The sequence below is a fragment of the Pantoea sp. ABR1s genome, assembly GCF_057812235.1.
In genome coordinates, this window is record NZ_CM173823.1 from 500,160 (window position 1) to 523,032 (window position 22,873).

Sequence of the window (22,873 nt, forward strand, 5' to 3'; positions counted from 1 at the left end):
TTTATGGTAACCCTCTATCTTGCTTCCGGTTCACCGCGTCGTCGTGAGCTGTTAACTCAACTTGGGCTGACATTCGAGCGCATCGTGACTGACGTTGAAGAGCAGCGTCAGCCGAACGAAGCGGCGGAGATCTATGTCCGCCGTCTGGCCAATGATAAAGCGCAGGCGGGTGTCAAACTGGCCGCGCAGGATCTGCCGGTGCTGGGCGCGGATACGATTGTGGTGCTGAATGGCGAAGTGCTGGAAAAGCCGCGCGATGCCGCTGATGCCCGCGCGATGCTGTGCAAACTCTCTGGTCATACGCATCAGGTGATGACGGCGGTAGCGCTGGCCGACAGTCAGCAGGCGCTGGATTGCGTCGTAATCACTGATGTGACATTCCGCACCTTAACCGCCACCGACATCGACGACTATATCGCGACCGGCGAGCCAATGGATAAAGCGGGTGCATACGGTATTCAGGGCAGGGGAGGAAACTTTGTCCGCAAAATTAATGGAAGCTACCATGCAGTGGTCGGATTACCCTTGGTTGAGACAGGGGAGTTGATCAGCCATTTCGAGTCACTGCGTGCCGTAAGGGGTCAACATGACGGCTGAATTACTGGTAAACGTCACGCCTTCTGAAACACGTGTTGCCTATATTGACGGCGGCATACTGCAGGAAATTCACATTGAGCGTGAGGCGCGGCGCGGCATCGTTGGCAATATTTATAAAGGCCGTGTAAGCCGTGTTCTGCCCGGCATGCAGGCCGCTTTTGTTGATATCGGTCTGGAGAAAGCGGCCTTTCTGCATGCCTCAGATATCATGCCGCATACTGAATGTGTGGCGGGCGACGAAAAGAAAAACTTTATCGTGCGGGATATCGCCGAGCTGGTGCGGCAGGGACAGGATCTGGTGGTTCAGGTCGTCAAAGATCCGCTTGGCACCAAAGGTGCCCGGCTGACCACTGACATCACGCTGCCTTCACGATACCTGGTCTTTATGCCAGGCGCATCGCATGTGGGTGTCTCTCAGCGTATTGAGAGCGAGAAAGAGCGCGATCGGCTTAAAGCGGTCGTGGCTGACTACTGCGACGATCTGGGCGGCTTTATTATCCGTACCGCCGCAGAAGGCATCGGGGAAGAGGAGCTGGCGCAGGACGCGGCTTTTCTCAAACGACTCTGGACCAAAGTCAGCGAGCGTAAAAAGCGCAATCAGACCCGCTGCCTGCTCTACGGTGAGCTGGCTCTGGCCCAGCGCATTCTGCGTGATTTTGCGGGCGCGGCGCTGGATCGCATCCGGGTCGACTCCCGACTGACCTGCGATATGCTGGTGGAATTTACCGGTGAATATATCCCGGAAATGGCCGGTAAGCTGGAGCTCTACAACGGTAAACAGCCTATTTTCGACCTGTTTGACGTCGAAAATGAGATTCAGCGCTCGCTGGATCGCAAAGTTGAACTAAAGTCAGGCGGATATCTGATCATCGATCAGACCGAAGCGATGACCACCATCGATATCAACACCGGTGCGTTTGTCGGCCATCGTAACCTTGATGAGACGATCTTTAATACCAATGTTGAAGCCACTCAGGCGATCGCACGTCAGCTGCGACTGCGTAATCTTGGTGGCATCATCATTATCGACTTCATCGATATGAGCAACGAAGACCATCGCCGCCGGGTATTGCATTCGCTGGAAAGCGCGCTCAGTAAAGATCGGGTTAAAACCGGTATTAATGGTTTCTCGGCGCTGGGTCTGGTGGAGATGACGCGTAAGCGTACCCGCGAAAGCATTGAGCACGTTTTGTGCCAGGACTGCCCGGTCTGCAAAGGGCGCGGCACGCTGAAAACCGTTGAAACGGTCTGCTATGAAATCATGCGTGAGATTGTCCGGGTTCATCACGCTTATGATTCTGACCGCTTTCTGGTCTATGTTTCACCGACGGTGGGTGAGGCGTTAAAAACCGACGAGTCTCATGCACTGGCTGAAGTCGAAATCTTTGTCGGCAAGCAGGTTAAAGTTCATGTCGAAGCGCTCTACACCCAGGAGCAGTTCGACGTGGTGATGATGTAACGCCAGCCCGGTCACCGGTTTCTTCGGATATCGGGCTGAAAAATCGCCCTTGTTTGAGATAAAATGCGCGTTTTAACGCTTTTATCGGGAGACGGTCGGGTATGAGAACCAACTATCCGTCGTTTACGGAACACAAGGAGAGGCGTGAGTGAGGCAGTTGCCGAGGATTTTGTTACTGCTGGTCGCGGCAATCATCGTGATTGTCGCGCTGCTGGTCAGCGGATTGCGTCTGGTGATGCCGCATCTCGACAGCTATCGCAGCAACCTTCTGCAATACATCTCCGACAGCAGCGGCGTGCCGGTCAACGCCAGCCAGTTACAGGGTAAATGGGAGAATTTTGGCCCAACCCTGCAGGTTCGCGATCTTAGCGTCGATCTGCATGAGAACGGCAAACTCACTATCAAACGCATCAATCTGGCTCTCGACGTCTGGCAGTCCCTGCTGCACTGGCGGTGGCAGTTTCGCGATCTGACCTTCTGGCAGTTGCACCTCGATACTAATCGCCCGCTGCTGGATAACGACAAAGAGAAAAACAGCTTCCGTCCGGCGCAGATAAACGAACTCTTCCTGCGTCAGTTTGACCACTTTGACCTGCGTGACAGCACCATCCGTTTCCGCACCCCTTCCGGTCAGCATGCTGAGCTGGCGATCCCGCGACTCACCTGGGTCAATGAAGATAACCGCCACCGGGCCGAAGGCGAAGTCAGCCTGTCGAGCTTCACCGGCCAGCACGGCGTGGTCCAGGTGCGGCTTGATCTTAACGACAGCAACGGTTTACTCAATGATGGCCGCATCTGGATGCAGGCCGACGACGTCGATATGCGCCCGTGGCTGGGCCGTTGGGTGCGTGACAATACCCGGCTGGATAGCGCACGATTTAGCCTGGCGGCCTGGGTTAACCTGCGCGATGGCGACATCTACGCCGGTGATCTGCTGCTGCGCAAAGGCGGAGCCAGCTGGCAGGGCGAGACTGGACGACACCGCATTGAGGTCGATGGGCTGACCGCGCATCTGTCACGTTTCCAGAATGGCTGGGTGGTCAATGTGCCACAAACCCGGCTCAGCACCGACGGCCACGCCTGGCCCGCTGGCCACTTCTCTCTGTTATGGCGCCCTGAAGATAAGCAGATGCTGGGACCGGATGGTCAGCCGGAAGTGCGCGTTCGCGCCACACAGCTGGTGCTGAGTCATATTGCGCCGATCGTTCCGCTGTTTGCGCCGCTCTCTCCGGCGCTGTTTGAAAACTGGCAGACGCTGCAGCCACAGGGCACCATCGATGGCCTGGCGCTGGATATTCCGTTACAGCAGCCTGAAAAAACCCGCGTACAGGTGAAGTGGCGTGATTTCAGCTGGCAGCACTGGAAACTGTTGCCGGGCATCAGCCATTTAAGCGGGGAAGCGCGCGGCAGCCTGAGCAATGGTCAGGTCAGTGTGGATATGGGGGCGGCGACCGTTCCCTATGGCGACATGTTCCAGGCTCCGTTAGAGATTAAGCGGGTGACCGGTGCGCTGCGCTGGCTGAATGATGATCATGGCCTCACGCTGGCGGGCGAAAATCTTGACCTGGAAGCACGCTCGCTCTGGGCGCGCGGCGACTTCAGCTACCAGCAGAATAGCGGCGGTGAGCCTCGTCTGGATATTCTGGCCGGTATCCGGCTTACCGATGCGGGCGATGCCTGGCGCTACTTCCCGGTGCCGCTGTTGGGTAACAGCCTGACGCACTATCTGAGTGGGGCAGTGAAGGGGGGCAAGGTGGACAACGCCACACTGCTGTTTGCCGGTAATCCGGCGCTGTTCCCGTTCAAGCATAATGATGGCATGTTCCAGGTCTGGGTGCCACTTCGCCAGGCAACTTATGCGTTTCAGCCCAAATGGCCAGCGTTAAGCAATCTCGATATCGACCTTAACTTCCTGAATGACGGTCTCTGGATGAAAGCGCCGGTGGCGAAACTGGGCGAGGTGGACGCGCGCAACGTCACTGCGGTCATCCCCGACTACCTGAAAGAAAAACTGATCATTGAGGGTGATATCAGTGGTGAAGGCCAGCAGATCGCGGACTATTTCGGGCAGACTCCGCTGAAACCTTCACTGGGTGCCGCGCTGGAGCAGCTGGAAATCAAAGGCCGCGTCGGCGGCCACCTGAATCTTGATATCCCGCTGGATGGTGAGCAGGTTCACGCCCGTGGCAATGTGGACCTGAACAATAATTCGCTGTTTATCAAACCGTTAAAAACCACCATTAACAATCTCTCCGGGCGATTCCGTTATGACAACGGCAATCTGGCCAGTGAGGATCTGCGTGCGAACTGGTTTGGTCAGCCAATGGGCGTGCGTTTCAGCACCAAAGAGAATCCGGACGACTTTGGCGTGAACGTCAAACTTCAGGGCGACTGGCAGCCCGCTAAAATCAGCCAGCTTCCTGCAGCCGTCAGCAAGCAGCTGGGCGGAAATCTGCCATGGCAGGGCGACGTCAATATTACGCTGCCCCATCATGGCGGGGCGCGTTATGACGTGACGCTGAACGGTAATGCAAAAGAAGTAAGTAGTCACTTACCTGCACCGCTCGATAAGAAAGCCGGTGAGGCGATGCCAGTCGCAATCAAGGCCAGTGGCGACCTGCACCATTTCGATCTCAGTGGCAGCGTCGATGCAAACCATCGCTTTAACAGCCGCTGGTTGCTGGAGCCGACGCTGCGCGTCGATCGTGGCATCTGGCTGAATGATGCGCAGAAAACACCTGCTCTGCCCGATCATCCCGGCATGGTACTGAACCTGCCCGCGCTGGATGGCGAGGCCTGGGTGGCGATGATGACCGCAGGGGGAGCATCCGGGGGCAGCGAGTCAGACGGCGGCCTCAAAACGGGTGGCGTCACGCTGCCCGGCAATATCACGCTTCGTAGCCCGGCCGTCACCCTGGCCGGGCAGCAATGGCATGAGGTTGAAGCGACACTGGCTCAGAGTGCGGGCGGCAAGGGCCAGGTCGGCGTCAGGGCTAAAGAGCTGCGTGGTGCGCTGGCAATGGCCCCGAAAGCACCGTGGCAGGTGAACCTGGATTACCTTTACTACAATCCGCAGTGGGATAACGGTGAAGGCAAAGGCGGCAAAGCGCCACCTCAAAAAGCCACGAACATTAACTTCAGCCAGTGGCCCGCTTTACAGTTGCGCTGTAAAGAGTGCTGGGTGCTGGGTCAGAAATATGGTCAGGTCTCCGCGATGCTGCAACCCCGCGGAGATACGTTAGCGCTTACTAACGGAAAAGTGGATACTGGCAGTTCACAGCTGAAAATCAACGGGGAATGGGTTAACCGCCCGGACGACCAGCGCACTTCGCTGAAGGGCACGCTGAAAGGCCCGAATATTAATAACGCGACCAACTGGTTTGGGGTCAACACGCCGCTGCGCGATGCGCCATTTGATATTGCGTATGACCTGCACTGGCGCTCTGCGCCCTGGCAGCCCTCGGCAGAGACGCTGAGCGGTACCCTGAAGACCCACTTTGGCAAAGGCCAGATCGCCGATGTGAATACCGGTGCCGCCGGGAAAATTCTGCGGCTGGTGAGCTTTGATGCGCTACTGCGCAAGCTGCGCTTCGACTTCAGCGACACCTTCACCAATTCTTTCTACTTCGACTCGATTAACGGCACCGCCTGGATCGAAAACGGCATGATGCGCACCGATAATCTGCTGGTGGATGGCCTGGAAGCGGACATTGCGATGCAGGGTAATCTCGACCTGGTGAAGCGTCAGATCGACATGGAAGCGGTGGTTGCGCCGGAAATATCCGCCTCGGTCGGTGTGGCGACAGCTTTTGCCATCAATCCGGTAATTGGCGCGGCGGTGTTTGCCGCCAGTAAAGTTCTGGGACCCCTGTGGAACAAGATATCGCTGCTGCGTTATCACATCAGTGGCCCGCTGGATAAACCGGAAATCAATGAAGTGCTGCGTAAACCGCGTGAAACTGACAACAAGTGAATTTGACGCCGTACCGGAATTACCGCAGGCTATGATTATCTGAGCACATAATGAGTGAGAAACGATGACTCTGAACCTGGTAAGTGAGCAGTTACTGACTGCTAACGGCATTAATCAGCAGGACCTATTTTCCCTGTTAGGGCAGCTTTCAGAACGTCGTCTGGATTATGCCGATCTCTATTTTCAGTCCAGCTTTCACGAATCCTGGGTGCTGGAAGACAAAATCATTAAAGATGGCTCCTACCATATCGATCAGGGTGTGGGCGTGCGTGCGGTCAGCGGAGAGAAAACCGGCTTCGCCTATGCAGACCAGATCACGCTGAATGCACTGCGTCTCTCCTCTGAAGCCGCACGCAGCATCGTACGCGAACAGGGAAATGGCAAGGCACACACGCTTTCTGCTGTGATGAACCGTTCGCTCTATCAGGCTATCGATCCGCTGAGCAGCCTGACACGTGAAGACAAAATTGCCCTGCTGCATCGCGTTGATAAAGTGGCTCGTGCGGCTGATCCGCGCGTGCAGGAAGTCAATGCCAGCCTAACCGGCGTTTACGAGCAGGTATTGGTAGCCGCGACTGACGGCACGCTGGCGGCAGATGTCCGTCCGCTGGTTCGCCTCTCTATTAGTGTCCAGGTGGAAGATCAGGGCAAACGTGAACGCGGCGCAAGCGGCGGCGGTGCGCGTACCGGTTATGCGTTTTTCCTGGCAGATGAAGATGGCGAAGTCCGCGCTGACGCCTGGGCGCGTGAAGCGGTGCGTATGGCGCTGGTGAATCTCTCCGCCGTGGCCGCACCCGCTGGTGCGTTGCCGGTGGTACTGGGTGCGGGCTGGCCGGGCGTGCTGCTGCATGAAGCGGTCGGTCACGGTCTGGAAGGCGACTTCAATCGCCGTGGCACCTCGGTGTTCAGCGGTAAAATTGGTCAGCAGGTTGCGTCTGACCTCTGTACCGTGGTGGATGACGGCACCCTTGAAGGGCTGCGCGGTTCACTGGCAGTAGATGATGAGGGCGTTCCCGGTCAGTACAACATGCTGATTGAGAATGGTGTGCTGAAAGGCTACATGCAGGACAAGCTGAATGCGCGACTGATGGGGGTTAGCCCTACCGGTAACGGACGTCGTGAATCCTACGCGCATCTGCCGATGCCGCGCATGACCAACACCTATATGCTGGCTGGCAAGTCATCACCGCAGGATATTATTGAAAGCGTTGAGTATGGCCTCTATGCGCCGAACTTTGGTGGCGGTCAGGTGGATATCACCTCCGGCAAATTTGTCTTCTCAACCTCAGAGGCTTATCTGATTGAGAACGGCAAAATCACCAAACCGGTTAAAGGCGCAACGCTGATTGGTTCCGGCATCGAAGCGATGCAGCAGATCTCGATGGTGGGTAATGACCTGGCGCTGGATAAAGGCGTCGGCGTCTGTGGTAAAGAGGGGCAGAGCCTGCCGGTCGGTGTCGGTCAGCCGACCCTGAAGCTGGATAAACTGACCATCGGCGGCACCGCCTGATGTGACCCTAACAACCCGCCGCCCGGCGGGTTGTCAGAATGCTGACAAATCCATAGCCGGATGAACCTGGCAGCAATGCAATAGCTGAAAGCGCAGGGAACACGGGCAGAGGAGGAAAGCGTCCCGCGCCACGGATGGCGCGGGACGAGCGTGTCAGGGATGACGGATTTTGCGTCTTTCCGATCTGACCGTGTTTCCTTCGCTGGCTGGGTCTTACAGCTGGTCGGGACAGATGTTGTCAACAATTTATTGTTAGCTTTTACGGTGCTGCTGATACTGCTCAGCCACCTGTTCAAAATAGCCGGTCAGATAATCGATACAGACCTGCACCTTAAGCGGTAACTTATCCTTCTCGGTATAGAGCGCGTAGACCGGGCGCGGATCGGACTGATACTGCGGAAACAGAATATCGATCTCGCCTGCGGTGATCTCATCAATCACCCACATCATCGGCACATAGGCGATGCCATTGCCCGACTTCAGCCAGCGAATCAGCGTCAGGGAATCATTGGTCACAAAACGTCCCTGCGGTGCCAGGCGTGTCACTAATCCTTCCGGCGCAATCAGTTCGAAATTGTTGTCGGGCCGTACGCTATATTCCAGCCAGGAAAAATTATCGATATCACCCGGCTTCTCCGGCGTACCATGCTGCGCCAGATAGCTTTTTGCGGCGCACACCACCATCGGCATCGCACCCAGGCGACGCGAAAATAAGCTGGAATCTTTTAACGCTCCCACCCGAATCACCAGATCCAGACCATCCGCGATCAGATCCGGGGCCGGAACGCCGGTGACCAGATTCACACTCAGCCCCGGATATTCGCGCAGCATATCGCTGGTCATGCCGGCTAACACGTTCTGCGCCATGGTAGAGGAGCTGCCAATTCGCAGTACGCCAATGGGCGTATTGTTAAAAGCGTAAAGCTGTTCATGCACCTGCGTCGCTTCGGCCAGCATACGGCGGCAGCCCTGATAATAGATTTTGCCCGCTTCGGTCAGCCCGATACTGCGGGTACTGCGATTCAGCAGTTTCACCTGCAATGCATCTTCCAGTTTCGCGACGATCTGGCTGATTGATGAGACGCTCAGATGAAGCTGACGCGCCGCAGCGGTAAACGAACCCAGTTCGACCACTTTAGCGAAGACAGACATGCCTTTAAGTCGTTCCATTATTTACTCTGGCTTAAAAGTGATTTAGATCACATTCTGTAGAAAACTTATAGTCAGGCGCGTTATTATAAGCGCGCCGGGGTATTTCCCGGTGATTCTTCATTGCCTGATACCCTTCGATGATACGCTATTATTAAGCCAGCTGCGGTTCGGATAACGCTTCCAGAGGGGTTTCCTGCGACATCTGAAGAGGCATGAGTATCCCGGCAAGGTCGAACTAAGGATTTGTGATGAGTGTGCTTCCGGTATTTGTCATGTTTGGGCTCTCTTTTCCGCCCATTTTCATCGAACTTATTATTTCACTGATGCTGTTCTGGTTAGTGAAACGCGTGCTTACGCCGAGCGGTATCTACGATCTTGTCTGGCATCCGGCACTTTTTAATACAGCGCTTTACTGCTGTGTGTTTTACCTTGTCTCCCGTTTATTAGTCTGAGGTTTAAGTGAAAGCACTCATAAGAAAAATCGCGCGCTACGCGATTACTATCCTGCTGGTCATCATCGCAGTGGTCATTATTTTCCGTGCCTGGGTCTTCTATACCGAATCGCCCTGGACCCGTGATGCGCGTTTCGCCGCTGACGTGGTGGCGATCTCCCCTGACGTCACCGGCCTGATTACCGAGGTTCCGGTACACGACAACCAGCTGGTGAAGAAGGGCGATACGCTGTTTGTGGTTGACCGGCCGCGCTATCAAAAAGCGCTCGATCAGGCGCAGGCGGATGTTGAATATTATCAGGCACTGGTCAGTGAGAAACGTCGCGAAGCCGGGCGCCGTAACCAGCTGGGCACCTCCGCCATGTCGCGCGAGGCTATCGAGCAATCCAATAACGATCTGCAAACCAGCGAGCACCAGCTGGCGAAATCGGTGGCGACACGCGATCTGGCGAAGATTGACCTTGAGCGCACCACGGTGAAAGCGCCATCCGATGGCTGGGTCACCAACCTGAATGTCTACCAGGGTGAGTTTATTACCCGTGGTTCGGTTGCCGTGGCGCTGGTTCAGCAGCACTCTTTCTATGTGCTGGCTTACCTGGAAGAGACCAAACTGCACGGCGTGGAGAAGGGCTTCCGCGCGGAAGTCACCCCACTTGGCAGCAACATCGTGTTGCGTGGCACCGTAGACAGTGTGGCGGCTGGCGTCACCAATAGCAGCAGCTCGGTCGACAGCAAAGGCATGGCCACAGTAGATTCCAATCTGGAGTGGGTCCGTCTGGCGCAGCGTGTGCCGGTGCGCATCCGGCTTGATCAGCAGCCCGGCAATCGCTTCCCGGCGGGCACGACAGCGACAGTGGTGATCACCGGTCAGGCCGATCGTCAGCCTGAACAGGTTTCCCCGATGGTCCGACTGTTTAATCGCCTGCGTGAGTTTGGTTAAGAGGGCGATATGATCGAGTTCCTGCGGTTCCCGGTAAAGCTCACCTTTGCGCTGGTATTAGCGCTGATGGTGGGTTTTCACTTTAACCTTGAAACGCCGCGCTGGGCGGTGATGACCGCCGGTATCGTGGCCGGCGGCACCGCGTTTGCGGCCGGGGGTGACCCCTATTCAGGGGCGCTGCGCTATCGCGGCGTTTTGCGTATTATCGGGACATTTATTGGCTGTATCGCCGCGCTGACCATCATGATTGCCACCGTGCGTGCACCGGTCGTGATGCTGCTGCTGTGCTGCATCTGGGCAGGACTCTGCGTCTGGCTCTCTTCGCTGATCAAGGTAGAAAACTCTTACGCGCTCGGACTGGCGGGCTACACCGCGCTGATTATTGTGGTGACGGCTAATGCCAGCGGCGGTCTGACGCTGGTGCCACAATATGCGGTAGAGCGCTGCAGTGAAATCGTACTCGGCATCCTGTGCGCCATTCTGGCCGACATGATTTTCTCACCCCGTTCGATTAAAAAAGTGATCGACGCTGAGGTCGATTCGCTGCTGGTAGCACACTATAACCTGCTGCAACTCTGCGTCGCTCACGGTGATAAAGAAGAGGTCGACAAGGCCTGGAGCGCACTGGTAAGGCGCACCACGGCATTGAACAGCATGCGCAGCCAGCTGATGATGGAGTCCTCACGCTGGAAGAACAGCAACCGCCGTTTGCAGATGCTCAATACGCTGTCACTGACGCTGATTACACAGGCAGCCGAAACCTTTCTGATCCAGAATTCCCGTCCTGATTACATTCCGCCCCAGTATCGTCTGATGGTTGAAAAACCAGCCTCGACCGTTGAAGAGGTGCATAAGCGGATGAAAGTGATGCGGCGGGTGATTGGTGCCAGCGGCAAATCAACGCCGGTCACGCTGGCCAGCTGGGTAGGCACTGCTACCGAATATCTGCTGCTACTGAAAGGGATCAAAAGTAATAGCCGGATCACCTCGCTGGAAGAGGAGATTCTGCAGCGCGAGGTGGTGATCCAGGCGCGTTCCGCTGAAACGCATCATGCGATGATTAATGGTATCCGTACCTTTGTGGCGACCGCGCTGGGTTCGCTGTTCTGGCTCTATACCGGCTGGACCTCTGGCAGTGGCTGCATGGTCATGCTGGCTGTCATCACCGCACTGGCGATGCGTATGCCCAACCCGCTGATGATGGCAAAGGACTTTCTCTACGGCATGACGGTCGCGGTTCCGCTGGGCGCGCTCTACTTTATGTATGTTCTCCCGGCGACGCAGCAGAGCGCACTGCTGCTCTGCATCGCAATCGGCCTGCTCGGTTTTATCGGTGGTATCTTTATTCAGCGGCGTCAGCTCGGCACGCTGGGGGCGTTGATTGGCACCCTTAACGTTCTGGTGCTGGATAATCCGATGAAATTCCACATTAACGTCTTTCTCGATAACGTTCTGGGCCAGGTCATCGGCTGCTTCGTGGCGATGATGGTGATCCTGCTGATTCGTGATAAATCAAAAGCGCGCACCGGCCGCAAGTTGCTGAACCGCTTTATGTATGCGGCTGTCTCTGCCATGACGACCAATCAGGCGCGCCGGCGTGAAAACCATCTGCCAGCGCTCTATCAGCAACTGTTTCTGCTGCTGAACCTGTTTCCGGGCGATATCAACAAATATCGCATCGCCCTGACGCTGATCATCGGTCATCAGCGGTTACGCGACGCAGAAGTGCCGGTGAATGCCGACCTCTCTGCTTATCACCGGCAGTTGCGTTACACCGCTGACCGGGTGATCTCCGCCAGCAGCGATGACAAGCGGCGTTACTACTTTGAACGTCTGCTGAAAGAGCTGGATGTCTATCAGGAAAAACTGGCCCATTACGAGGCTCCCGCCAGCGTAACGGAACCGGTAAAACGACTGGCTATGATGCTGGATAAGTACCAGAACACGCTCATCCAAATCTGAATCTGGCCGCTGTGACCTGCAGCGGCCTGCGCAATCCCCACCCATCACAAAATCTGTCGCTTTTGCCAACTATACTCTCCAGACGGAAGAGCAAAACTGACAGGAGCGAATCAATGAAATCACTGCAAGAGAGCGAACTGTTCCGGACCGGCTATTTAGCGGACGGCCAGTGGCATCAGGCGGCCTCTACCTTTGACGTGACCAATCCGGCGACCGGTGAGGTGATTGCACAGGTGGCGAAAGCGGGTAAAGCTGAAACGGAACAGGCTATCGCTGCAGCGGAGCGCGCATTTCCCGCCTGGCGGGCGCAGACTGCAAAAGCGCGCGCTGAAATTCTCACTCGCTGGTACCAGCTGATCATTGAGAACAAGCGCTGGCTGGGACTGCTGATGACGACCGAACAGGGCAAGCCCCTGAAAGAGGCGGAAGGGGAAGTAGAATACGCCGCCAGTTTTATTCAGTGGTTCGCCGAGCAGGCGAAACGGACCAATGGTGAGATTATTCCGCCAGCTAAACCCGGCTCCCGTATTCTGGCAACCCGCGAACCGATTGGCGTTGTGGCTGCCATTACGCCGTGGAATTTCCCGATGGCGATGCTGACCCGCAAACTGGGGCCAGCTCTGGCTGCCGGCTGCACCGGCATTATCAAACCTGCCAATAACACGCCACTCTCCGCCTTTGCCCTGCTGGCGCTGGCGAAGGAGGCAGGTGTGCCTGATGGTGTACTGAATGCGGTAGCCGGTGATACCCATGCTATCAGCGATGCCATCATGGCCAGCAAAGCGGTGCGTAAAATCTCGTTCACCGGCTCCACCCAGGTGGGCAAGCTGCTGATGCGCAATGCTGCCGAAACCATGAAAAAAGTGTCGATGGAGCTGGGGGGTAATGCCCCCTATATCGTGTTTGACGATGCCGATATTGATGCCGCCGTACAGGGCGCCATTGCCAACAAATTCCGTAATGCGGGCCAGGTGTGCGTCAGCGTAAACCGCTTCTACATTCACAATGCAATCTATGATCGTTTTACTCAGCAGCTGGCTGCCGAAGTGAACAAGCTGAAGGTGGGCAACGGCATGGAAGAGGGGGTGATTGTCGGGCCATTGATTGAGGCATCGGCGGTGGAAAAGGTTGAGCAGCACGTCAATGATGCGGTAGCAAAAGGTGGCAAATTACTGGCGGGTGGCGAGCGACATGCGCTGGGTGGCAACTTCTGGCAGCCCACTGTGATTACTGAGGCGCACGAAGGGATGCAGCTCGCGCAGGAGGAGACCTTTGGTCCGGTGGCTGCCTGTTTCCGCTTTGATGATGAAGATGACGTCATCCGCCGCGCTAACGATACGCCGTTCGGCCTTGCCGCATACTTTTACACCCAGAATCTGCAGCGGGTGTTCCGTGTTTCAGCCGCGCTGGAAAGCGGCATGATCGGCATTAATGAATGTGCCGTATCAACCGAGCTGGCGCCGTTTGGTGGTGTGAAAGAGTCGGGGCTGGGCCGCGAAGGTTCGGTACTCGGCATGGAAGAGTATCTGGAGGTCAAAGCGCTGCACCTGGGCGGTTTGAGCTAGCGGACAGTAACGGGCGGCGAAGGTCGCCCGCAGACGGAGCATGGGAGCCGTCAGCATGAAAATCGAGCGTTTTGATTTTAATGAAATTGTCGATCAGGCCCATTTCTTCCGCCAGTTCAGCGAGCGATTTGCGCTGGAGGAGCGCCGCATCTGCGATCTGGATGGATTATGGGATGTGGTGACGGGCGATCTGTTACCGCTGCCGCTGGAGATTGAGTTTGTTAATCTGGGCAGGGGACAGCGACGGCGTTATGGCGCGCTGATTCTGTTATTTGATGAAGCGGAAGAGGAGCTGGAAGGTCAGCTTCACTTTAATGTCAGATAAAACGTCAGATAAAAAAAGGCCCCGGCGAGCGGGGCCAAAGGGTTCGTCATACATCTGACGAGGAATTATTTATAAAGCTGTGCGGTGATGTGATAGTTATCGCCGGTGCGCGCCTCAATAACTTTATAGGCGGTGGCACCCTGTTCATCCGCTTTCTGAGAAAGCTCAGCGCGGTAATCCATTGGCGATCCCGCGGTTCCACTGATGGTTACGGTGCCCGCAGGCTGCAGGTTCTGCGTCTGATCGCCGGTGACCAGCTGTGCGGCTGATGCGCCGAACGCCATAACGGAAAGCAGACTGACTGTAGCGATGGTTGTTTTGATATTCATGATTATCTCCTCAATACTTTCAACAACCTGCGGTTAGTCGTAAAGGCGGGTCGTCGATATCTTCTGACGCCCTTCAGGCGTCATCACGGTTAATTATTTATAAAGCTCAGCGGTGACATGCCAGGTGTTATCCTGGTTGTTTTCGATGATGCGATAGTGGCTTGCGCCCTGGGCATCCGCTTTCTCTGACAGCACCTGACGGATATGCGTCTGGTCGCCATTTCGTCCACCAATGCTGATGGTCTGATTCATTGGCTGCAGACCCTGTGCCTGTTCATTGGACACCAGGCTGGCGGCGTTAGCACCCACTGAGAACAGGGATGCCAGACTCAGTGCAGCGATAGCTAATTTCATTTTCATGGTCAACTCTCCTGAAATTTCTGCTTCAGCTCTCCGGAGCGCAAAAGGGCGCGTCAGACAGAGAGCAGATGGCATTATCGGTTACGCCTTAGTTATACAGTGCGGCGGTAGCGTGATAGTTGCCGTTGTTGTATGCCTCAATCACGCGATAGGCTTTTGCGCCCTGCTGATCGGCTTTGTCGCTGAGTTTCTGTTTGATATCCATCGGTGAACCCGCCACGCCGCTGACACTGATGGTGCCGACAGCCTGCAGATTTTGTGCCTGTGACGCATCAATAGATTCTGCTGCAACAGCACCAAATGAGAGGGCGGAGAGAATGCTCAGGGTAGCAATGGTAGTTTTTACGTTCATAGATTTTTCCTCGTCGTCTATTTTTATCTTTTTATTTAGTGTGATTTGCATCACGAAAAGAAGTATAGAACTAATAACGTAAGAAATTAATACCCCGCTAATAATGTTTTTTTGTGATTCTTTATCCTTATGGCTACTTTTAATAACTTAACGTTATAAAAAAAGGGCAAAAAGTAACCTTTAAGCCGCTTTTAATTGCAAAAACAGTGAGATAGATCGCTTTAACTTTTAGTGCGAAAGTCGGGGGTGTATCGGGCTGGAGTTTGATCTGGATCCGGGCAATGATGCCGGTTCAGTGATGTAAAGCAGTGTAAAATAGCGCATAAAGTGAAGCAGAGTTATCGATCTGACCAACAGCCGGGCGTGTTAAAGCAGGCTTATTACTTATCCAGAGCGGGTAACTGTCGTGGAAAGGGGTGAGCAGAGAGAACGAACTGACGATCTGGCGCATGATGGCCGGTCGTCAGTCCGCGATCAGAGTTCCTGTTCAAACAGGGTGAGGATGGCACCGTGCAGCTGCTTAACGGTGAAGTCACGCGCGCGGGTAATAAAGATTGTGTCATCGCCAGCGATGGTACCCAGAATCCCGTGCGACTTACCCAGTGAATCCAGCATACGTGCAATCAGCTGTGCTGCGCCGGGACTGGTATGAATCACTACCAGGGCATCGTTGTAGTCGATATCCAGTACCAGGTTTTTTAACGGGCTGGTGGTGGTCGGCACACCCAGCTCAGCGGGCAGGCAATAGACCATCTCCATCCTGGCATTCCGGGTGCGCACTGCGCCAAACTTGGTCAGCATCCGAGAGACTTTGGACTGATTGATATTTTCAAAGCCCTCGTCCTGAAGCGCCTGAACAATTTCGCCCTGGGAACTGAATTTTTCTTCTTTTAATAAGGCTTTGAAAGCCTTAACCAGATCGTCTTGTTTCGATGGGTTTCGCATAGGTTACCAATAAATAGAGAGAATAACCGCGCATCCGCCCGCGGCAGAGTGGTGATTATGCATTTATATGCATTTTTATGCAATCGTTCGATTGATGAGCAGCGTCCGGGCGGCTAGCGGGCGGCGATAATAGCAAATAAATCCGCTCAGACCAAAACACGCGTCACAGCCCCGGAAGGCGAAGGTTGCAAAGTTGTTATATTATTGGTGGTGTAGTAACAGAAAACGCACGTAGCCGTTCTCTGTCTGACGACGGCAAAGTTGTCGGTCATTCAGGTGCAATGATAAGTAACTTTTGAATCCGGAGATTAAGTGTGAAAACACGTAGAATTAACAACGGATATTTATCATCGCCTGAGCAGTTGATTAAGGTCTGACACAGATAGAATTTCGGCCCATCTCTGCCCCACCTTAATAAGGAGTTAAGAATGAAAGTTGCCGTTCTCGGTGCCGCTGGCGGCATAGGCCAGGCGCTCGCACTTCTGCTCAAAACCCAGCTTCCCGCAGGTTCAGAACTCTCGCTGTATGACATCGCGCCGGTTACGCCGGGTGTTGCCGTTGATCTCAGCCATATTCCTACCGCAGTGACTATTCAGGGATTCAGTGGAGAAGACGCCACGCCTGCCTTACAGGGTGCCGATGTGGTACTGATTTCCGCGGGTGTCGCACGTAAGCCCGGTATGGATCGCGCCGACCTGTTTAACGTTAACGCAGGTATCGTCCGTAATCTGATCGAACAGGTTGCCACAACGGCACCTAAAGCGTTGATTGGTGTCATCACCAATCCGGTCAATACCACCGTGGCCATTGCGGCAGAAGTGCTGAAAAAGCACGGTGTTTACGACAAAAATCGGCTGTTCGGCGTGACCACGCTGGATATCATTCGCGCCAATACTTTTGTGGCTGCATTGAAAGGCAAGCAGCCTGACCAGGTGGAAGTCCCGGTCATTGGTGGCCACTCTGGCGTAACCATTCTGCCGCTGCTGTCGCAGGTTAAAGGCGTCAGCTTCAGCGATCAGGAAGTGGCTGATCTGACCAAACGCATCCAGAACGCCGGCACCGAAGTGGTGGAAGCCAAAGCGGGTGGCGGATCTGCCACGCTATCGATGGGCCAGGCAGCCGCACGTTTCGGTTTGTCACTGGTACGCGCGCTGAAGGGTGAAGCTAATGTGGTGGAGTGTGCTTACGTAGAAGGCGAGGGTGAACATGCGCGCTTCTTCTCCCAGCCGCTGCTGCTGGGTAAAAACGGTGTGGCTGAACGCAGGCCGATTGGTACCCTCAGCGCTTACGAACAGCAGGCGCTGTCAGGCATGCTGGATACGCTGAAGAAAGATATCGCCCAGGGCGAAGAGTTCGTTAAGCAGTAACTGACGGCTCAGACTTGTAATAACGCCCGGCTCAGCCGGGCGTTTTGCATTACAGTCCGCCAGACTTATAGGCGCGGGCAGCGGGTGTGCCGTTGCTGGCAGGCAGCTTCTTACCCAGGGTTTCCATACGCATCTGGAACGGCGGGAACGGCATCTCAATACCGTGCTGATCAAATCCGCTCAGAATCAACTGATGCAGTTCGTGACGCAGCGGCATACGGTGTCCCATCTCAGCAGCATGCACACGAAGTTCAAATAACTGAATGCCCTGCTGCAGATCGACCAGGAAGGCTTCCGGTTGCGGCGTGTCCAGGACATAGCTGCAGCGTTCAGCCGCCTGGATCAGAATGGTGGTCACCTGTTCACTGCTGACTTTCGCCGGAGCCGGAATGGTGAGCACCACGCGCGTCACGGAATCGGACAGCGACCAGTTAATAAACTGCTCAGTGATAAAGGCCTTGTTCGGCACGATAATCTCTTTGCGGTCCCAGTCGGTAATGGTGGTCGCGCGGGTATTAATTCGCGTGATACTGCCGGTCAGGTCGCGGATCGTCACGGTATCGCCGATACGAATCGGCTTTTCGAACAGGATAATCAGACCTGAGATAAAGTTGGCAAAAATCTCCTGCAAACCAAACCCCAGTCCCACACCCAGCGCGGCAACCAGCCACTGCAGCTTCGACCACTCAATACCAATCATTGAGAAACCAATCAGCCCGCCAATCAACAGCAGCAGATATTTGGTCAGTGTGGTGATGGCGTAACCCGTACCTGGCGTCAGATTAAGATGCTGCAACAGCGCCAGCTCAAGCAGCGCGGGCATATTGCGCACCAGCTGGGTGGTGATAATAAACACCAGAATGGCGATCAGCACTGACCCCAGGGTGATGGGCTGAATCGACTCTACGCCCTGTACTGAGGTACTGACGTCCCACAGCTGAATATTCTCCAGGAAGCCAAAGGCCGAATGGATTTCTGACCACAGCACAATCACGGAGACCAGGGCGATAAGCATCAGGATAGAGCGTACCAGCCGCAGCGACTGCGCACTGATCGCATCCAGGTCAATTACCGGCTCTTCAATTTCAATCGCATCAGTGTTCAGAGAGCCTTGCTCCTTCTCCTCTTCACTGCGCGCACGGTTAGCCAGCATATCGGCACGGCGCTGACGGGCGCGATCAAAGCCAAGACGGCGACGCTGAATCAGCATCCAGCGCCGGATAATGTGATAGATAACCAGCAACAGGAACCAGATGGCGACAGAGGTCTCCAGTCGCGCCAGCAGCGCCTGCGCGGTAGCCAGATAACCCACAGCGGAGGCGAGGGCAGCCATCAGCGGCATAGCGATCATCAGGTTCCACAGCATCCGGTTCACCATGTTCTCGCCATTTCCCTCTTTATCGAGATAGAGCGGAATCCCGGAACGCTTCAGGCTGACGGTCACAATGCTGATTGCCCCGCAGATCAGGATGAAACAGAGACGACCCAGCGACGAGGAGAACTGCCGATCTTCCAGATTACCAAAGGCGATCAGCAACATAATCAGCGGCACAATTAATCCGATGCTCAGCGAGTAGTAGCGCATGGCGCGCGCCACCCGATTTTGCGGCCAGCGGAAATGCACAATGAACAGGCCGTTAGGACGGGCAAAGGCAGCGCTGATCATAAACGCCCACAGCAGCGGCAGCGTGGCGGTAATGCCATCACCAATCGCTACGGCGATAGGGTAGGGCCAGGCGTTCTGCAGGCCATAACCCAATGCACCCCATAATACCGGCAGCGGCAGCGCCACCAGGATCGACCAGAACAGGGTACGGATAGTCAGGCGGAAACGATCCTGCGTGACCTTGCCGACTTTGCTGGCGGAACGGTCAAGGAAAGCATTGAAGTGGCGGCGCGAACTGATGCTGAAGCCGACCAGCAGCAACGCACCAATAATCGGCAGCACCGAGTTGCGGCTGGTAAACATCATCGCCATCGCTTTGCCGAGCTGACCCAGCGTATCCAGCGACAGCAGACGGGAAAGATCTTTGGCCAGATCCAGCGGATAACTCAAACCAATCGGGTTAACGTCGGCGGTCCAGAACAGATAGCGGTGCGTCGCCTCTTTGACTTCCGTCAGCGCATCCTGCAACTGCGTGTTGCCAACCTTGAGCTTGGTGATCTCCAGAATCAGCGTGTCACAGCCGGAGATCAGCGAATTGAGCAGTTCCCTCTGAGTGCGTAGCTGCGCATCAAGAATACGCTTCTGGTCTGCGGTGAAGGGCTGACCATCGGCCTGCCGTCCCTTGCGCAGCGCCTCCTGGCGCTCCAGCAGATCTTCATAATTGAGACGCTGCACGCGAAGCTGTGCCATCTCATTATCAATCTGCTGCGACTTGGGCATCTCCGGCAGACGCGCGACCTGCGCCCGTAGCGCTTCGCCCAGCAGATTAGAGGCACCCAGCCACTGCGACTGTTCACGCAGGGTAGAGAGCGCCTGACGGACCTGAATAATCTGGTTGGTGGCCAGTCGCTGCTGCGACGCCACCAGATCCATGCGCTGCGCCTGCTGATTCAGGGCAACCGAGAGTTCGCGGTTAACCCGAAACTGATCGCTGATCTCTGGCGGAAGATCGCCACTGTTTTCTGCCAGTTGCTCGGTGCGGGCCAGCGCGACTTCGGCTTCACGTTGCCGCTGATCGTTGAGCTGGTTGCGCAGCGCCTGAAGATAGTTATCGAGCTGAGTCGCTTTGCGCTGGTGGGCTTCAGCCCGCATCCGCGCCAGTTCCTGACGGTTGTTGGCAGAGAGCTGTGCCAGCTCAAGTTCATCGACCAGCGCTTTATTCGCGGCGCTTTCCGCCTGGCGAGCCGCCAGTTGCAGCTGCCCCTGTGGCGAACTGCTGCTGACGCTCTGCAAACGGCGTTCACTCTCCGTCATCGCCCGGCGTGCTTCCGTCTGCTGCTGCGGCAGTTGCGACAGCGAATCACTGATTTCCCGCGCCCGATCCTGCTCCTGCCGTGCCTGACGCCCCTCTTCCAGCAGCTGGCTGCTGACCTGCAGGATCTCCTGATCCAGCTCGGCGCTGCTCATGTTGTTGCGCACGGTTTTCCCGCTGTCACTCAGCGCGGCGATCTGCTGACGCAGTTCGCGCGCCAGACGCGGAAAATCATCAATAACCTGCTGATATTGCGCCGCGCGCTCCAGCGATTCATCGCGTTCAGAGAGAAAGTTTAAGGCGGCTTCAATCGTCTGGATCTGTTCAGCCTGAGAGGGTGAACTTTTGGCCGATTTTATCTCTTCCAGCTGCTGTTTGAGCTGGCTGGCATCAGGAAGGCTGGCCGCGAAGGCCGGGCTGCTGAGCCACAGGCTCAGCAGCAGGAGGAGAATCGAACGCACAGAGGACACTCAATTTAATCGACGATGACGTCGGAAATGTCTGTCGCGACCGGCAGCGCAATCGCCAGCGGTTGACCCAGACGGGTTTTGCTTTCTGCTTCCAGGCTTTCAGCCAGTTTGACGCGGCCAGGTGCGAACAGATTGATGACGGTAGAGCCAAGCTTGAAGCGGCCCATTTCCTGGCCTTTCAACAGCACCACGGCGCTTTCATCATCCGCTGCCGGATAGTGCCAGCGCTTGATCACGCCTTCACGCGGTGGCGTGATGGTGCCAGCCCAGACGGTTTCGATGCTGCCGACAATGGTGGCACCCACCAGGATCTGCACCATCGGCCCGATATCGGTTTCGAAGTAGCAGATGACGCGCTCGTTACGGGCGAACAGGTTGGGAATATTACGCGCGGTCAGCGGGTTGACGGAGTAGAGGTCGCCAGGCACATAAATCATCTCACGCAGGATGCCGTTGCACGGCATATGGACGCGGTGATAATCACGGGGCGCCAGATAGGTGGTGACGAACTCGCCATCAACAAATTGTGCCGCCATCCGCTCATCACCTGCCAGCAGGGCGTCAATGGTGTAGTGATGACCTTTAGCCTGGAAAATCTGATCGCCATCAATGTGGCCGAGCTGGCTGATAGCGCCATCCGCGGGCAGGGCGATGAGATTGGCATCGGCATCCACCGGACGCGCATCGTCTTTCAGCGGACGAACGAAAAAGTCATTAAAGGTGCGATAGCTGGCGGTATCGGGCTTACGCGCTTCCGCCATGTCGACTTTGTAAAACCAGACAAAGATGTCAATGACCAGTTTGGTCAACCAACCACCGCGGCGACTGGCGCCCCAACCGGCAAGTTCAGTCAGCCATTTCTTCGGGAGAATATGATTCAAGCCGAGTTTTAAACGATCAAACACCTTAGCCTCCTGGCTATTTTATGACGTTGTAAAAAAGGGGGCGGATTGTAGCAGCGCCCCGTTCAGATGGCGACTATACCCGAATTCCGGCACGCTGCACGGTCTGGACGCGCGACTGGAATGCACCTCGCAAAATGCCCCGGCTTATCCGTTCAGACGCGGTTATACCGATTAACTTTCACTATCAGGGAAATTTTTACGCGTTTTTACCTGCGCCATGCTCTCCAGGATACGGTGGTAGTTATCAAAACGGGACCTGTTGATTTTGCCCTGTTCGACCGCTTCGCGAATGGCACAGCCGGGATCGCTGCCGTGTTTACAATCGCGGAATTTGCAATCGCCAAGGAATGCGCGGAATTCGACAAATCCGCGGGTAATTTGTTCCGGCTCAAGATGCCATAAACCGAACTCACGCACGCCAGGTGAATCGATCACATCGCCGCCGTCCGGGAAGTGATAAAGGCGCGATGCGGTGGTGGTGTGCTGGCCTAAGCCTGAGCCATCCGAAACCTCGTTAGTCAGAATAGCGACCTGCTCTTCTTTGTCGAAGCCGAGCAGGGCATTCAGCAGACTCGATTTGCCGACGCCAGACTGACCGGCAAAGATACTGATGCGGTCGGTCAGCGCCGCTTTCAGGTCGTCCATGCCGTTTTTCGCCCGGCTGGAGACCATCACCACGCGATAGCCAATATTGCGATAGATATCCATCTGCTTATCGACAAAGGCGCGCGCCTTGTCATCCAGCAGATCGGTTTTGTTCAGTACCAGCAACGGTTCAATATCCAGCGTTTCGCTGGCAACCAGATAGCGGTCGATGATGTTTAACGACAGTTCAGGCAGGATTGCGGAGACGACGATGATCTGGTCGATATTCGCCGCCATCGGCTTCACGCCGTCGTAAAAATCGGGGCGGGTTAATACGCTGGTGCGCTCATGCACCGCTTCAACAATACCTTTGTTGCCGCTGGTTGCCGGACGCCACAGCACCCGGTCGCCGGTAACCAGCGAACGAATGGTTCGGCGGATATTGCAGCGGTGGGCGACGCCTGCGCTATCCTCAACATCAGCGTGCATGCCAAAACGGCTGACAACGACCCCATCTGCAGCTTCACCAAACAGGTTGTCATCCGCTTCCGGACGCTCTCTGCGTTGGTTGAGACGGCGATCGTGGTTAGCGCTTACGCGGCGTTGTTGGCCCTTCGACAGTTTATTTTTACTCACTCACCCTCACAGCGTTAGCCAGATTTCGCCCGGCTGGGCAAAACGTCTATGATACACCTTATTCATCGTAA

Annotated in this window: 18 protein-coding genes; 10 read left to right on the forward strand and 8 right to left on the reverse strand. The window is 55.6% G+C overall.

What is annotated here, in order from left to right:
- Positions 1–3: 3 nt before the first annotated feature.
- The 4 genes from ACXKZD_RS02450 (at position 4) to tldD (ending at position 7,539) form a co-directional block, all read left to right on the forward strand.
- Entirely contained in the window at positions 4–597 is a 594-nt protein-coding gene (locus ACXKZD_RS02450) for a Maf family protein (protein ID WP_010699818.1), read from the forward strand.
- A complete protein-coding gene (rng, locus tag ACXKZD_RS02455) occupies positions 587–2,056 on the forward strand; it encodes a ribonuclease G (RefSeq protein WP_003855268.1) in 1,470 nt (489 codons plus the stop codon). Before ACXKZD_RS02450 ends, rng begins: the two co-directional genes overlap by 11 nt.
- Positions 2,057–2,204: 148 nt before the next feature.
- Positions 2,205–6,029, forward strand: a complete 3,825-nt coding sequence (gene yhdP, locus ACXKZD_RS02460) for an AsmA2 domain-containing protein YhdP (protein ID WP_050680387.1) — start codon at positions 2,205–2,207, stop codon at positions 6,027–6,029.
- A gap of 64 nt (positions 6,030–6,093) precedes the next feature.
- Complete coding sequence (tldD, locus tag ACXKZD_RS02465; RefSeq protein ID WP_010699816.1) at positions 6,094–7,539, forward strand: metalloprotease TldD; 1,446 nt, start codon at positions 6,094–6,096, stop codon at positions 7,537–7,539.
- A gap of 252 nt (positions 7,540–7,791) precedes the next feature.
- On the opposite strand, the gene aaeR is transcribed toward tldD, so the two are convergent.
- A complete protein-coding gene (gene aaeR, locus ACXKZD_RS02470) occupies positions 7,792–8,709 on the reverse strand; it encodes an HTH-type transcriptional activator AaeR (RefSeq protein WP_010256055.1) in 918 nt (305 codons plus the stop codon).
- A 230-nt stretch (positions 8,710–8,939) separates the two neighbouring features.
- On the opposite strand from aaeR, the gene aaeX reads away from it, so the two are divergent.
- The 5 genes from aaeX to ACXKZD_RS02495 all read left to right on the forward strand — a co-directional run bounded on the left by aaeX (position 8,940) and on the right by ACXKZD_RS02495 (position 13,935).
- Positions 8,940–9,143, forward strand: a complete 204-nt coding sequence (gene aaeX / locus ACXKZD_RS02475; RefSeq protein ID WP_010256058.1) for a p-hydroxybenzoic acid efflux pump operon protein AaeX — start codon at positions 8,940–8,942, stop codon at positions 9,141–9,143.
- Positions 9,144–9,150: 7 nt separating this feature from the next.
- A complete protein-coding gene (gene aaeA, locus ACXKZD_RS02480; RefSeq protein ID WP_010256061.1) occupies positions 9,151–10,083 on the forward strand; it encodes a p-hydroxybenzoic acid efflux pump subunit AaeA in 933 nt (310 codons plus the stop codon).
- A gap of 9 nt (positions 10,084–10,092) precedes the next feature.
- Entirely contained in the window at positions 10,093–12,045 is a 1,953-nt protein-coding gene (gene aaeB, locus ACXKZD_RS02485) for a p-hydroxybenzoic acid efflux pump subunit AaeB (RefSeq protein WP_488981843.1), read from the forward strand.
- A gap of 113 nt (positions 12,046–12,158) precedes the next feature.
- A complete protein-coding gene (locus ACXKZD_RS02490) occupies positions 12,159–13,610 on the forward strand; it encodes an NAD-dependent succinate-semialdehyde dehydrogenase (protein WP_163762536.1) in 1,452 nt (483 codons plus the stop codon).
- A 55-nt stretch (positions 13,611–13,665) separates the two neighbouring features.
- A complete protein-coding gene (locus ACXKZD_RS02495; RefSeq protein ID WP_010256069.1) occupies positions 13,666–13,935 on the forward strand; it encodes a barstar family protein in 270 nt (89 codons plus the stop codon).
- 65 nt (positions 13,936–14,000) lie between these two features.
- Here the strand turns inward: ACXKZD_RS02495 and yhcN (ACXKZD_RS02500) are convergent, their stop codons facing one another.
- The 4 genes from yhcN (ACXKZD_RS02500) to argR all read right to left on the reverse strand — a co-directional run bounded on the left by yhcN (ACXKZD_RS02500) (position 14,001) and on the right by argR (position 15,921).
- Complete coding sequence (gene yhcN / locus ACXKZD_RS02500) at positions 14,001–14,264, reverse strand: peroxide/acid stress response protein YhcN (protein WP_050680385.1); 264 nt, start codon at positions 14,262–14,264, stop codon at positions 14,001–14,003.
- A gap of 93 nt (positions 14,265–14,357) precedes the next feature.
- Positions 14,358–14,624 carry a YdgH/BhsA/McbA-like domain containing protein gene (locus tag ACXKZD_RS02505; protein WP_010256074.1) on the reverse strand — a complete coding sequence of 89 codons (267 nt, stop codon included), beginning with the start codon at positions 14,622–14,624 and terminating at the stop codon, positions 14,358–14,360.
- An 88-nt stretch (positions 14,625–14,712) separates the two neighbouring features.
- Positions 14,713–14,976 (reverse strand): peroxide/acid stress response protein YhcN, encoded by a 264-nt coding sequence (yhcN, locus tag ACXKZD_RS02510; protein ID WP_022623941.1) that lies wholly within the window; start codon positions 14,974–14,976, stop codon positions 14,713–14,715.
- A 474-nt stretch (positions 14,977–15,450) separates the two neighbouring features.
- Positions 15,451–15,921: a transcriptional regulator ArgR gene (gene argR / locus ACXKZD_RS02515; protein ID WP_010256080.1), complete on the reverse strand. Its 471-nt coding sequence runs from the start codon at positions 15,919–15,921 to the stop codon at positions 15,451–15,453.
- Positions 15,922–16,349: 428 nt separating this feature from the next.
- Here argR and mdh point away from each other — a divergent pair, with 428 nt between their 5' ends.
- The gene (gene mdh, locus ACXKZD_RS02520) at positions 16,350–17,288 is read left to right on the forward strand and encodes a malate dehydrogenase (RefSeq protein WP_407162605.1); all 939 of its coding nucleotides are present in this window, start codon (positions 16,350–16,352) and stop codon (positions 17,286–17,288) included.
- 49 nt (positions 17,289–17,337) lie between these two features.
- Here mdh and mscM read toward each other — a convergent pair whose 3' ends face one another.
- From mscM to rsgA, 3 genes are all read right to left on the reverse strand, one after another.
- Complete coding sequence (gene mscM, locus ACXKZD_RS02525) at positions 17,338–20,667, reverse strand: miniconductance mechanosensitive channel MscM (protein ID WP_010256086.1); 3,330 nt, start codon at positions 20,665–20,667, stop codon at positions 17,338–17,340.
- Positions 20,668–20,681: 14 nt separating this feature from the next.
- Positions 20,682–21,581, reverse strand: a complete 900-nt coding sequence (gene asd / locus ACXKZD_RS02530) for an archaetidylserine decarboxylase (RefSeq protein ID WP_010256089.1) — start codon at positions 21,579–21,581, stop codon at positions 20,682–20,684.
- A 171-nt stretch (positions 21,582–21,752) separates the two neighbouring features.
- A complete protein-coding gene (gene rsgA / locus ACXKZD_RS02535) occupies positions 21,753–22,802 on the reverse strand; it encodes a small ribosomal subunit biogenesis GTPase RsgA (protein ID WP_050680383.1) in 1,050 nt (349 codons plus the stop codon).
- Positions 22,803–22,873 lie beyond the last annotated feature (71 nt).